General features: G+C 60.6%; 11 protein-coding genes. 4 read left to right on the forward strand and 7 right to left on the reverse strand.

Features of this window, described 5'->3' with window-relative positions; all coding sequences use genetic code 11:
• Positions 1 to 153 precede the first annotated feature (153 nt).
• From leuB to GKZ68_RS19685, 4 genes are all read right to left on the reverse strand, one after another.
• A complete protein-coding gene (gene leuB / locus GKZ68_RS19670; protein ID WP_173117806.1) occupies positions 154 to 1,275 on the reverse strand; it encodes a 3-isopropylmalate dehydrogenase in 1,122 nt (373 codons plus the stop codon).
• Positions 1,263 to 1,859, reverse strand: a complete 597-nt coding sequence (gene leuD, locus GKZ68_RS19675) for a 3-isopropylmalate dehydratase small subunit (protein WP_173117808.1) — start codon at positions 1,857 to 1,859, stop codon at positions 1,263 to 1,265. The genes leuB and leuD overlap by 13 nt, the downstream gene beginning before the upstream one ends.
• Positions 1,859 to 3,250, reverse strand: a complete 1,392-nt coding sequence (leuC, locus tag GKZ68_RS19680) for a 3-isopropylmalate dehydratase large subunit (protein ID WP_173117810.1) — start codon at positions 3,248 to 3,250, stop codon at positions 1,859 to 1,861. The genes leuD and leuC overlap by 1 nt, the downstream gene beginning before the upstream one ends.
• A 302-nt stretch (positions 3,251 to 3,552) precedes the next feature.
• Positions 3,553 to 4,719, reverse strand: coding sequence for a 2-isopropylmalate synthase (locus GKZ68_RS19685; protein ID WP_173117812.1), 1,167 nt, complete (start codon positions 4,717 to 4,719; stop codon positions 3,553 to 3,555).
• A 166-nt stretch (positions 4,720 to 4,885) separates the two neighbouring features.
• Here GKZ68_RS19685 and GKZ68_RS19690 point away from each other — a divergent pair, with 166 nt between their 5' ends.
• Entirely contained in the window at positions 4,886 to 6,430 is a 1,545-nt protein-coding gene (locus GKZ68_RS19690) for a hypothetical protein (RefSeq protein ID WP_173117814.1), read from the forward strand.
• A gap of 4 nt (positions 6,431 to 6,434) precedes the next feature.
• Here GKZ68_RS19690 and GKZ68_RS19695 read toward each other — a convergent pair whose 3' ends face one another.
• Positions 6,435 to 7,436 carry a S9 family peptidase gene (locus GKZ68_RS19695; protein ID WP_173117816.1) on the reverse strand — a complete coding sequence of 334 codons (1,002 nt, stop codon included), beginning with the start codon at positions 7,434 to 7,436 and terminating at the stop codon, positions 6,435 to 6,437.
• Positions 7,437 to 7,611: 175 nt separating this feature from the next.
• On the opposite strand from GKZ68_RS19695, the gene GKZ68_RS19700 reads away from it, so the two are divergent.
• The 3 genes from GKZ68_RS19700 to GKZ68_RS19710 all read left to right on the forward strand — a co-directional run bounded on the left by GKZ68_RS19700 (position 7,612) and on the right by GKZ68_RS19710 (position 11,717).
• Entirely contained in the window at positions 7,612 to 8,979 is a 1,368-nt protein-coding gene (locus tag GKZ68_RS19700) for a D-alanyl-D-alanine carboxypeptidase (RefSeq protein ID WP_173117818.1), read from the forward strand.
• A 274-nt stretch (positions 8,980 to 9,253) separates the two neighbouring features.
• Positions 9,254 to 11,029 (forward strand): FG-GAP-like repeat-containing protein, encoded by a 1,776-nt coding sequence (locus tag GKZ68_RS19705; protein ID WP_254244302.1) that lies wholly within the window; start codon positions 9,254 to 9,256, stop codon positions 11,027 to 11,029.
• Between the two features lie 304 nt (positions 11,030 to 11,333).
• Positions 11,334 to 11,717, forward strand: a complete 384-nt coding sequence (locus tag GKZ68_RS19710) for a hypothetical protein (protein ID WP_173117823.1) — start codon at positions 11,334 to 11,336, stop codon at positions 11,715 to 11,717.
• Here GKZ68_RS19710 and GKZ68_RS19715 read toward each other — a convergent pair.
• On the reverse strand, positions 11,668 to 12,123 hold the full coding sequence (locus GKZ68_RS19715) for a PIN domain-containing protein (protein WP_173117825.1): 456 nt from the start codon (positions 12,121 to 12,123) through the stop codon (positions 11,668 to 11,670). The genes GKZ68_RS19710 and GKZ68_RS19715 overlap by 50 nt on opposite strands.
• A gap of 29 nt (positions 12,124 to 12,152) precedes the next feature.
• Positions 12,153 to 12,416: a DUF6364 family protein gene (locus tag GKZ68_RS19720; protein WP_367949237.1), complete on the reverse strand. Its 264-nt coding sequence runs from the start codon at positions 12,414 to 12,416 to the stop codon at positions 12,153 to 12,155.
• Position 12,417: the final 1 nt, after the last annotated feature.

A 12,417-nucleotide genomic window follows, 5' to 3' on the forward strand; every position in this document is an offset into this window, starting at 1 on the left:
CTGAGCTGCGGGCTAGGAAGGTTTTCTTGAGGGTAAGAAGTACCTGCTAGCCCGCTAGGGTAGGAATAATGACCACGGAAATGACGGGTAGCAGGAGCATGAGTATTGAGCTGAAGAATGGCGCGGGGCTCTGCTCCGTGCCAGTTGCATTGGTTAGATAATCGTACTCACGCCCACCGCAATGTTGTGCGCGTTCCACTGCTGCTCGTTCGAGTCGGCAATCCAGAAGGCCACGTAGCTGCCCACCTGCTCGGTAGTGTAGGGTGCGGTCGGGTTAAGCTCGGGCGTCAGAATCTGGTTGGTGAGTGCTTCATCTACCGCTTCGCGCACCAACTCCGCTTCAGTAGCCAGGCCCAGGTGGTCGAGCAGCATAGCGGCCGACAAAATGGCGGCCAGCGGGTTGGCGATGCCCTTGCCTTTGGCCTGGGGGTAGGAGCCGTGAATGGGCTCAAACACCGCTACTTCGGCACCCACCGAGGCGGAGGGCAGCAGGCCCATCGAGCCGGCAATCACCGAGGCTTCGTCCGAAATAATATCGCCGAACATGTTCTCGGTCAGCAGCACGTCAAACTGCCGGGGGTTGGTAATAATCTGCATCGCGGCGTTGTCCACGAACAGGTAATCGACCTCCACTGCGGGGTAATCCGAAGCGATTTCGCGCACCACTTCGCGCCATAAGCGCGAGGTTTCCAATACGTTAGCTTTATCTATCAGTGTGAGGTGCTGGCGGCGGCCGGCGGCCGACTGAAACGCCAGGTGCGCGATGCGCGCAATCTCAGGCCGCGAATACGTGCAATTATCATAAGCCGAGCCGTCGGCCGCGCGGCCCTTCTCGCCAAAGTAGATGCCGCCCGTCAGCTCCCGAAAAATCACCATATCGGTACCCTCAATGCGGTCCGACTTCAGCGGCGAATGCTTCAGCAGTGCCTGGTAGGCCGTGACCGGCCGGATGTTGGCAAACAGGCCCAGCTCCTTGCGCATGCGCAGCAGCCCTTGCTCGGGGCGCACCTTGGCAGTCGGGTCGTTGTCGTACTTGGGGTCGCCGATGGCGCCGAAGAGTACCGCGTCGGAGGCGCGGCAGGCGGCCAGGGTCTCGTCGGGCAGCGGGTTGCCGGTGGCGTCGATGGCGCAGGCGCCCACGAGGTGCGAAGTAAACTCAAACCGGTGGCCGAAGCGCTCGGCTACGGCGTCGAGCACTTTCACGGCCTGCCGACAGACTTCCGGCCCGATGCCATCACCAGGCAGCAAAGCTATTTTCTTGGTTACCATGTCCATGCGCGTTGTTTTTCAAAGGCCTCAATGGCCGATTTCTGATTTACTAAAAAGTCGATGTCGTCGTAGCCATTAATCAGGCACTCCTTTTTGTAGCCGTCGATGGCGAAGCTGAACGTTTCGCCCCAGGCCGGCACGGCTAGGGTCTGCGACGGCAAATCGACTACCAACTCCAACGTCGGGTTGGCCTCAATGGCGGCCAGCAGGCGGGCCAGCACCTCGTCGCTCACTTGCAGCGGTAGCAGGCCGGTGTTCAGGGCATTACCCCGAAAAATATCGGCGAAGTAGCTGGAGATGACCGTCCGAAAACCAGCATCATACAGCGCCCAGGCGGCGTGCTCGCGGCTACTGCCGCAACCGAAGTTTTTGCCCGCCACCAGGACGGAGCCGGCGTAGCGCGGGTCGTTCAGCACGAAGTCGGGTTTAGGCGAGCCGTCGGCGTTGTAGCGCCAGTCGCAAAACAGGTTTTCGCCGAAGCCTTCGCGGGTGGTTGCTTTCAGAAACCGGGCCGGAATAATCTGGTCGGTATCAATGTTTTCCAGCGGCAGGGGGCGGCCGGTGGTGTGCAGGGTTTGAAATTTTTCCATTAGTTCAAATACTGCGTAATGTCTACGATGCGGCCCTGCACGGCCGTGATAGCGGCCACCAGGGGGCTAGCCAGCAGCGTGCGCGAGCCGGGGCCCTGCCGCCCCTCGAAGTTGCGGTTGGAAGTAGCCACGCAATACTTGCCGGCCGGAATCTTGTCTTCGTTCATGGCCAGGCAGGCGCTGCAGCCGGGCTCGCGCAGCTCGAAGCCGGCGGCGGTAAAAATCTTGTCGATGCCCTCGGCAATTGCTTGTTGCTCAACTTGTTTAGAGCCGGGCACGATGAAGGCAGCCACGTGCTCGGCTTTTTGCTTGCCGGCTACGTAGGCGGCCACGGCGCGCAGGTCCTCGATGCGCGAGTTGGTGCAGCTACCGATAAATACATAATCAATCTGCTTGCCGAGTAGCGACTCGCCCCGCTCGAAGCCCATGTATTTCAGAGACTTGTCGAAGCTCTCAGCCTCGGCAGCGGGCACTTCGCTCGGCACGTGGCCGGTGAGCGCAATGCCCATGCCGGGGTTGGTGCCGTAGGTAATCATGGGCGTGATGTCGGCCGCCTGGTAGGTGTATTCGGTTTCAAACGTGGCATCGTCGTCCGAATACAGCGATTGCCAATAGGCTACGGCGTCGTTCCAGGCCTCACCTTTGGGCGCAAAGGGACGGCCCTCGACGTAGGCAAACGTGGTAGCATCGGGGGCGATGAGGCCGCCGCGGGCGCCCATCTCGATGCTCATGTTGCAGATGGTCATGCGGCCTTCCATGCTCAAGGCTCGCACCGCGCTGCCCGCGTACTCCACGAAGTGGCCCGTCGCACCGCCCGTGCCGAGCTGCGCAATAATGTAGAGAATCAAGTCCTTAGCCGTAACACCGGGCCGCAGCTCGCCTTCCACCGAAATGCGCATGCGCTTGGGTCGGCTCAGCAGCAGGCACTGCGAGGCCATCACCTGCGCTACCTGGCTGGTGCCGATGCCGAAGGCCACCGCACCAAATGCGCCGTGCGTGGAGGTGTGGCTGTCGCCGCACACCATCGTCAAGCCCGGCTGGGTTAGGCCCAGCTCCGGCCCGATAACGTGCACGATACCCTGGCGCTCATGCCCCAGGCCGTAAAGCTCGATGCCGTGTTTCTGGCAATTTTCCGTCAACTTCTCCACCTGCAGGCGCGAAAGCGGCTCACGGATGGGTTGGTCTTGGTGCAGCGTGGGCACGTTGTGGTCGGCGGTGGCCAGAATCTGGCTGGGGCGAAACAGCGGCAGATTGCGCGCCGCCAGCTCGTCAAAAGCTTGTGGACTAGTGACTTCGTGAATCAGGTGGCGGTCGATGTACACGACATCCAGCCCTTCGATGGAGCGAACGACGTGAGCATCCCAGATTTTATCGAATAACGTGCGGGACATGAGGTAAGGATAGGATAACGTTTGTCATGCTGACGAAGGAAGCATCTTGTCAGGTGTACGCCAATTGAATTACCGATTCAGCGGTGTGTGCTAACGTGACAAGATGCGTCTTTCGTCAGCATGACAAGTGTTTATTAGCAAGTAGCAAATCAGCCGAGAGGCTAAGGAAACGAAGCAACAGGGGGAAATTTTGGTCGTGTTAAGGGTGTGAAAGAATGGCGTTTATGGGGTTTTAACCCGACCCCCTGATTTCCCTGCTCCCACCCACTGGCAGCGCCTGCCACCCCGTTTCCTTAGCCTTTTCAGCCGATGGCTACTATTTTTTCTTGCTCGATGAGGATGTGTAAGTCGTTATCAAATACTTCGCGCTGGCGGTCGGCCATTTGCAGGAAGCTGGCGTAGGCGGTGTTGAGCGCCGGGCGCTCCAGGTCGTAGCCCAGCTTTTGGAGGCGGTAGGCCAGGGCCGCGCGGCCCGAGCGGGCCGTGAGCACGATGCTCGAATCGGCCATGCCAACTTCTTTAGGGTCAATAATTTCGTAAGTTTCGCGGCACTTAATCACGCCATCCTGGTGGATGCCGCTGCTGTGCGCAAAGGCGTTGGCGCCTACAATGGCTTTGTTGGCCTGCACGGGCATGCTCATGAGGTGCGATACCATGGCCGAAGTCTCGGACAGCAGGCGGGTATTCACACCCGTAGTGAGGTTGAGGTCAGCGTGTTGGCGCAAAATCATGACGACTTCCTCCAGGGCCGTGTTGCCAGCGCGCTCGCCCACGCCGTTGATAGTGCACTCAATCTGGCGCGCACCGTTGCTGACGCCCGCGATGGAGTTGGCCGTGGCTAGCCCCAGGTCGTTGTGGCAGTGCGTCGAGAGAATGGCCCGGTCAATACCTTTCACGTTCTCGTACAAGTACTTAATCTTGGCCCCGTACTCGTGGGGCAGGCAGTAGCCGGTGGTATCTGGGATGTTGAGCACCGTGGCGCCGGCCGCGATGGCGGCTTCGCACACCCTGGCCAGAAACTCGTTGTCGGTGCGGCCGGCGTCTTCGGCGTAAAACTCCACGTCTTCCACGAAGCTCTTGGCGAGCTTCACGGCGGCAACGGCGCGCTTAATTACGTCCTCGCGGGTGGTGCGCAGCTTCTGTTGCACGTGCAAATCGGAGGTGCCGATGCCGGTGTGGATGCGCGGCCGGCGGGCCCCGCGCAGCGCCTCGGCGGCTACCCGAATGTCGTTTTCGACGGCGCGGGTGAGGCCGCAGACGGTGGCTTCTTTGGTTTGGGCGGCGATGGCAGCCACGGCGGCAAAATCGCCGGGGCTCGACACCGGAAAGCCGGCCTCGATGACATCAACCCCCAGCGCTTCGAGCTGGCGGGCAATAACGAGCTTCTCCTGCTGGTTTAGCTTGCAGCCCGGCACCTGTTCGCCGTCGCGGAGAGTGGTATCGAAAATCTGAATTTTTTGCGTCGCCATAGAAGTAAAAGCCCGCCGGTGCGGGTCCAGCTTTGTTATTGCGCTGCAAGTACTAGCCATCGTGACCGCGTAAAAAACAATTTTTACTGGTTTTTATTATTTCCAAACGCGCAAATTATTTTGTTAACTACTTGTTAGTAAATAGGTTAATAAGAAAGATTTTACAATGCCTAACAAAAGCAGCGACCCGGTTTTTCAGCTCATAAAATCACTGACGCAGTCGGAAAAGCGCCATTTTCGGCTCTTTACCAACCGGCAGGGCGCTACCGAGGGCCTGAAATTCCTTCAGCTTTTCGATGCCTTCGACGCTCAGGACAACCCCGATGAGGAGCGCGTATTGGTGCAGGTGCCTACGCTCAAGCGCGCGCAGCTTGCCAACCTTAAGGCCAACTTATATAAGCAGCTGCTGGCCAGCCTGCGCCTCTACCACGCCGGGCAAAACTTTGATATTCAGCTGCATGAGCAGCTCGACTACGCCCGTGTGCTCTACAACAAAGGCTTTTATCAGCAAGCCCTGCGCATGCTGGCCAAAGTGAAGCTAGCCGCCCAGCAGGCCGAGCTGCCGCATGTGGCGTTGCTAGCCATTGATTTTGAGAAGCTTATCGAGTCGCAGTACATTACGCGCAGCTTGCAGGGCCGGGCCGAATCTTTGGCAGCCGAGGCTACGGCCACGGCCGCGCACCTCAGCCAGCAGCACGCGCTCTCCAATGCCTCGCTGCGGCTGTACGGGCTGTACCTGCAAGCCGGCCATGCCCGTAACCAGGCTGACCACGAGCGGTTTACGGTGTATTTCCGGGCGCACTTGCCGGCCCAGCTAGGGCGGGGCAGCGGCTTTTGGGAGAAGCTTTACTTTTACCAGGCGCACGTGTGGTACCACACTATCAATCAGGATTTTCGGTCGTGCTACCGCTACGCGCAGAAATGGGTTGACCTGTTTGAGCGGCAGCCCGACTTGAAGGAAAGTCAAACGATGCTCTACATCAAAGGCTTGCACAATTTGCTGGCCGCGCTGTTTAACATGCAGTACTACAGTAAGTTCAGTGAGGTGCTGCAGCGGCTGGAAGACTTTGGGGCCAACCAGACGCGCCGGGCCACGCCCAACACCGAAATTCTGCTGTTTCAGTACATCTGGACCAACCGCATCAATGCTTGTTTTCTGGAGGCGCGCTTCACGGAGGGCGTCGAAATTATTCCCGAATTGCTGGAGCAGCTAGGGCAGTACAAGGCGCAGCTCGACCTACACCGCACGCTGGTGTTCTACTACAAAATTGCCTGCCTGTACTTCGGGAGCGGCCAGTACAAGCAGGCTATCAAGTACTTAAATCGCATTATCGACCACAAAGACCTGAGCCTGCGCGAAGATTTACAATGCTTTGCGCGCATCCTCAACCTGGTGGCGCACTACGAGGCCGGCGAAGACGCCGAGCTGGAGCACCAAGTGCGCTCGGTGTACCACTTCCTGGCCAAGATGGACGACCAGCAGCCCATGCAGGTCGAGGTATTCCGGTTTTTGCGCCGCGTGGGCCACATCGAGCCTAGCCAGCTGCGCGACGAGTTCCGGGCCTTGAAAAACAAGCTGGAAGAAATAGCCGCCAGGCCCTTCGACCGCCGGCCGTTTCTCTACTTCGACATTATCTCGTGGCTCGAAAGCAAGATTTCGGGTCGCTCGGTGCAGGAGGTGATGCAGCAGAAGTTCTCGACGATGAAGTAGCAGGCTAGTGCATTTTCATCCAGGTGAAGAAGTCGCGGGCTACGCGGTCCCAGTTCCATTTCTTCGGGTCTACTACGCCGTTGGTGAAGCCCATGAAATTGTGCTCCAATTCGGGGTAAGCACGAAACGTGAGGTTAGTTTTGCCGGCCCGTATCATTTCCAGGCGTAAGTAGTCTTCGAGCAGGGCCGAGCGGTCGCGGGTGCCGTAGCCCACGAATACGGGGACTTTACTGTGCAAAAAATCGTCGAGCGGCGTTTGGGTAGAAGTCAGAGAGGATACCAATAAGTGTGTATCGCCTAGGCAATTATTTTCTTTAGGGCTAGCCACTACTTGCTTCCAATAGGCAAAATTATTTTCGGCGCCCACTGAATCAACCTCTTGCCGATTGCCGGAAATAACGGTGAGCATGCGACCTAGCGGGCTGCCACTGAGATACACTACGCGGCGCAGCGGGCCGGGGTGCCGGGCTAGCCGGGCTACTACGTTGCTGCCTTCAGAGTGGCCCATCGCCGTGATATTATCGGCCTGCACCCAGGGCTGGTGGGTGAGGTAGCGCAGCACAGCCGCGTCGCGAACCACGTAATATTCGAGGTAGTTGCGCTGGCAATAGGCTAACGGTACTTGGCCGGTTTTGGGGTTGAGATAAGCATAGTTGGGTGTTAGCAGCTTAGTGTGAGCTATTACTGGTATGCCCGGCTTACTGATTTCGATGAAGTGATAGCGGGTTAGCAGCGTATCTAGTTCAAAGGGTAGCATGGGAAAAGCGCCTTTGTCGTCGTACATAATGACGGGCTGCGGCGTAGAGCCCTGCACGAACAGAAACACCGGCTTGCGCTTCAACTCCTCACCCTTTTTGGAGAGTACCAGAATATGCACCATGTCGCGCTGGTAGCGCATGGTGAGGTGGCGGTAGCCAAAGTCGGCGGGTGTTTTGGGCTGGGCATGGGCGGCCAGGGTGCCCGCTAGCAGCAAGAGAAACAAGGAGAACAGGCGCAAACTCGGCATAAGCAGGGCAGTGAAACCAGCGGCGATGGGCCAACGACTACCGCATTCGTGCTTAAGTTGCACCTGTGCCTACTCTGCGTATTTCTCCTGCTACTTTTTTGGTGCGGCGCAGCCTTGCGCTGCTCTTGCCGACGCTGCTTTCGCTCACCACCGCCTGCGGGCAAACGACCCGCCGGTGGCCGCGCCGCCGGCCACCGTCACCGATTCGGCCACCGGCCGGGTCGATATGCCCTGGCTGCGCCAGCAGCTGGATAGCTCGCGCACGCTGCGCCACCAGCAGGTGGGTGTGGCCCTGGCCGATGCCGCCACCGGCGCACTGCTTTTTGGCTACAACGAGGGCAAGTACTTCACCCCGGCCAGCACCATGAAGCTGCTGAGCCTGGCCGCCGGCCTCACGCTGCTGCCCGACTCGCTGCCCAGCCTGCGCTACTTCTCGCGCGGCGATACGCTGTTCTTTCAGGGTACCGGCGACCCTACCTTTTTGCACGGCGACGTGCCCTCGCGCCGGGCCTATGCCTTCTTGGCTAGCCGGCCGGAGAAGGTGCTGGCTTACTGCGATATTGCCACCGTGCCGGCCTACGGGCCGGGCTGGACCTGGGACGATTTTGGCTACTATTTTCAGCCCGAGCGCACGGCGTTTCCGGTGTATGGCAACACGGTGCGCTTTTACGCGGCCGCGCCGCAGGCGGTGCGCACGGGGCCGGGCGCGGCGGTGCGCGTGCTGCCGCAGCGGGTGCGGGTGGCGCCGCGCCAGTTTGCGCCCCTTACCGAGCGGGCTAGCCCCGATTTTCGGCTTTCGCCCGACCAGGACGACGAGATGCACGTGTACCGCACCCAGGCCGACAACCGCTTTACTTTCGTGCCCAGCCCCAAAAGGTGGATTGACGAGGTGCCCTACCGCACCAGCCGCCCGCTGCTGCTGCGCTTGCTCGGCGATACGCTGCGCCGGGCTATTGTGGGCGCGCAGTGGCGCCCGCACCCCGCCCGCGACAGCCTGCGCACGCTGCGCGGCCTGCGCGCCGACTCGCTCTACCGCCGCATGCTGCGCGTGAGCGACAATTTCCTGGCCGAGCAGCTTTTGCTAATGGCCAGCACCCGCGTGGGCTACCGCGACTCGCTGAGCAGCGCGCGCGCTATTCGGTATATGCTTAAGAATGAGTTTAAAAACCTGCCCGACCGCCCCGACTGGGTCGATGGCTCGGGCCTGTCGCGGCTCAACCTGCTCACGCCGCGCACGCTCACGGCGGTGCTGTGCCGCCTGCGTCAGCAAGTGCCCGAGGCGCGCCTGCTGAGCCTGCTGGCGGCCGGCGGCGGCCAGGGCACGCTGCGCAAGCGCTACTTCGAGCCCGGCCCGCCCAAGGTGACGTGGTTTTGGGGCAAAACGGGCACGCTCACGCACACCTGCAACCTGGCGGGCTTTGTGCGCTGCAAAAGCGGGCGGCTGGTGGCCGTTACGTTCTTCAACAACGGCGTGCCCGGCGACGACCAGGCCACGCGCAATGCCATGCAGCGCCTGCTGAGCGAGGTGCGGGCGCGGCTTTAGGGTTAGCCGGCTTGGGAGGCCCCGCAGCGGACCAAGGCCGCTGGCCGGTAAAGAAGAGGTAAAAATTATTGAACAGAAGCGGGCTAACGTTTACACAGAATTGAAGAGAGTTGGACGATTTTGAAGCGAATGGCCGGGGGGATTGGGAGAATTTTGTAGCGTTATATCACCCTCGCTACTTGCCTTCTGCTTCGTTATGTTACTCTTTACAAAAAAGTTACTTAGCAAACTGTTCAGCCAATTTTTTCTGGCAGGGGCCCTGGGCCTGCCTTTGGTGAGCAGCGCCCAATATATCGGCAGCTTTCAGCCTCAGACCGGCCCGGCGGGCACCTCTATTCTTATCACGGGCTCCGGATTTACGGGCACGAACTCGGTAATGCTCAACGGCCAGTCGCTCAAGATTACGGCCAACACGGCCACTTCGCTTACCGTAACGGTGCCCGTGGCCGCCAGTACCGGCAAGCTGGTAGTAACGACTGGTAGCGGCTACGTGGTGACGGGTGCGCAGTTTGGCGTGACGCGCAGCACCTCGGGCGTCACCTTCCCGCAGCAAACGGCCAAAGGTGCCAGCTTTAACGCCATTAAGGTGGCCGTAGCAACCAACTCGACAGTGGTAACTGCCTACGGCAATGCGGCTTACTACTCAACCCCGACCATTGCGGACCTCACCAGCGCTGGCCGCACCGACCTGCTGATTGGCAATGCCAACGGCAATATCGAATACTGGCCGCAGTCGGCGGTGGGTAGCACCACCTTCAGCAAAACCGGCAACCTGAAGCTAGCCTCGGGCACCGACATCCGGGTGGCCGACTTTGCCAAGCCCACCGTGGCCGACATCGACGGTAATGGCCTGCTCGACATGCTGGTGGGCACCGGCGACGACAAGCGCATTGCCCGCTTCGAGCAAACGACGGCCGGCGCCATCACGTTTAATTCGCTGGGCACGCTCAAGCTGACTTCGGGCGCCGACCTCTCGACGGGCAATAACTTCCCGCGCCCGGCCATCACTGACCTCGACGGCAACGGCAAGCTCGACCTGCTCATCGGCGATTATTCGGGCCTGCTGAAGCGCTACGAGGCTAGCGCCGTGAACGCCGCTACGTTTGTGGCCGATGCCGGCAACGTGCAGGCCGACGGCGCCAACATCAAGGCCGATGGCGCGGCAGCCAACGGCACGGCCAAGCCGCTGATTTTTGACATGGACGGCAATGGCTTGCTCGATATGGTGATGGGCAGCCAGCTGGGGGCCATTACCCGCTACGAGCAGAGTGCCCGCTACGCCACCACGTTTACCAGCAAAGGCAACCTGACGACCGACGGCACCACGGCCATCAACATGGGCACCAGTGGCAACGCGGAAGGCGGCTTTGCGGCGCCCATCATCACCGACATCAACAACGACGGCCGGCTCGATATGCTGATTGGCGACATGAACGGCACCATTTACCTCTACACGCAGGCCCAGCAAGCCGCCCTCACGGTTTCGCCGCTGCCGGTGCAGCTCACCAGCTTCGGCGGCCAAAGCACCAGCACCGGCAACCAATTGAGCTGGGCCACCGCCAGCGAAGTCAACAGCGCCCGCTTCGAAGTGCAGCGCTCGCTCGACGGGACTACCTACGCTACCCTAGCCAGCGTGGCAGCGGCCGGCACTACTATCATTGCCCACAGCTACCAGTACCTCGACGCTACGGCCCCGGCCGGCCCCGGCTACTATCGCCTGCGCCAGGTAGACCTCGACGGCGCCAGCGCCTACTCGCCGGTCGTGGTGCTCACTAGTGCCGGAGCCGGCAGCAGCGCCCGCGCTACCCCGCTAGCCTTCCCCGTGCCCTTCACCGATGCCCTGAGCGTGGCCCTGCCCGGCTCCGACGTGCCGCAGGCCGCCACCGTGACCCTGCTCACGCTCGACGGCCGCACTGTATACAGCCGCCGCCTGGCCCTGAGTGCTGCACCCCAGGCCCTGGCCGAGCTACCCACCCTGGCCTCTGGCCTCTACCTGCTGCGCACCACCACGGCCGCCGGCACCACTACCCAGCGCATCAGCCGCAACTAACTGCGAGTAACTACATAAGCCAGCGACGCTGGTCTTTAGCTGCAAACTGAGCGGCAAAAGGCCAGCGTCGCTGGCTTTACTGGCGTAGCAGCTGCGTGAACTTTAGACTGCCTTTTTTCCGGTGTTTGTATCAACGCAACGAGCTAGCGCGGTTCCCAAGTCCGGGTACAGATTGGCTAGGGCGAAAAGCCAGCCGCCCGCCCTGTACACCAACTTGGAAGCCGCGCCAGGTGAAAAGTAAGCTATGTCCCGGCGCTGCTCCTGCTACCTTTGCGGCCGTTCTTGCCCCTTTATCTGAGCTTTTATGGCTGCTCCCCGCCTGCGCCAGCTGCGCCGCGACAATACGCTTTTCAAACTAGCCATGAACGCCGTGCGGCTGCACCTGGAAGAAGACGACCGGCTGGCCCGCCAGCCGCAGCTGCGCACCGCCCCCGATACCGACCTGGAATTTGTGCAGCACAGCATCGACCAGTGGGTGGGCGTGGCTACTAAGTACATCGCCCACAAATTTCGGTGCCCAGCCCCGCAGGCCATGCAACTGCTGGGCGAGCTGCTGGTCGATTTGAAAACGAATATTCCGGTGGGCGAGCTGCGGCAGGTGCCCTACCAGCAGGCGCTGTTTCTGCCGCCGGCGTGGGTTACTGGCCAGCAGCCAATAGCGTCGGCACCGGCGGCTGAGGAGGGCTAGCCACCCAGCCGGGCCAGCGCCGCCGCCGGCGTGAGCACCGGCAGCGCGCCCGCAGCAAAGCCCTTTGGGTGCGGGTGATGATGGCTTCGAGGGCGGGCTCAGCCTCGGCCTCGGCCGCAAAATAGTGCAGTGCATCCTCAAAATCGGGGAATGAGGCGTGCAACGCATCCTTGACGTTGCGCGAGTCAACGGCGATAATGGTGACGATGTCAGCAATGTCTAGCAAGAGCTCTTGGGCCTTGCCTGCCCCAACTAGTTTGCGCAGCACATAGTGCGCTTGGCTGAAAGTCAGGCTGCTACAGTAAAGCCAGATTTTACGGTCTTCAGCCGGTTGAAACAGCTCAGCGGCCGCCACGGCAAACGGTGCGCGCCGCGTGATAAAATCGAGCAGCACGTTGGTATCCACGAAAAAATGACTTATACCCCGTAGCGCTCCTACCTAGCCTCGTCCAGCACCTTTCTGTAGTCGAAATCGGCCGGTACCTGCACGGCCCCAAAGAGGCGTTGAATGCGGGGCGACAGCGGCCGTATGGGCTCTACTAGTGGCGGAGTTGTGGCGGGCTGTACGGCCGCCTTCAGCAACTCAGCCACCAGCGTTTCCAGCGCCTGCCCCTGCTGCTGCGCGTAGTGCTGCGCAGCTCTTAGCAAATCATCATCGAGGGTAAGCGTGAGCTGGGATATAGCCGAAGAGGTTTTCAGG

Source organism: Hymenobacter sp. BRD128 (genome assembly GCF_013256625.1).
Taxonomy (GTDB): Bacteria; Bacteroidota; Bacteroidia; order Cytophagales; family Hymenobacteraceae; genus Hymenobacter.

Coding starts and splice junctions, on each gene's coding strand:
- GKZ68_RS19695 (WP_173117816.1), bottom strand. CDS start 7,436: ATGCCGAGTTTGCGCCTGTTCTCCTTGTTTCTCTTGCTGCTAGCGGGC.
- GKZ68_RS19685 (WP_173117812.1), bottom strand. CDS start 4,719: ATGGCGACGCAAAAAATTCAGATTTTCGATACCACTCTCCGCGACGGC.
- leuB (WP_173117806.1), bottom strand. CDS start 1,275: ATGGACATGGTAACCAAGAAAATAGCTTTGCTGCCTGGTGATGGCATC.
- leuC (WP_173117810.1), bottom strand. CDS start 3,250: ATGTCCCGCACGTTATTCGATAAAATCTGGGATGCTCACGTCGTTCGC.
- GKZ68_RS19710 (WP_173117823.1), top strand. CDS start 11,334: ATGGCTGCTCCCCGCCTGCGCCAGCTGCGCCGCGACAATACGCTTTTC.
- leuD (WP_173117808.1), bottom strand. CDS start 1,859: ATGGAAAAATTTCAAACCCTGCACACCACCGGCCGCCCCCTGCCGCTG.
- GKZ68_RS19690 (WP_173117814.1), top strand. CDS start 4,886: ATGCCTAACAAAAGCAGCGACCCGGTTTTTCAGCTCATAAAATCACTG.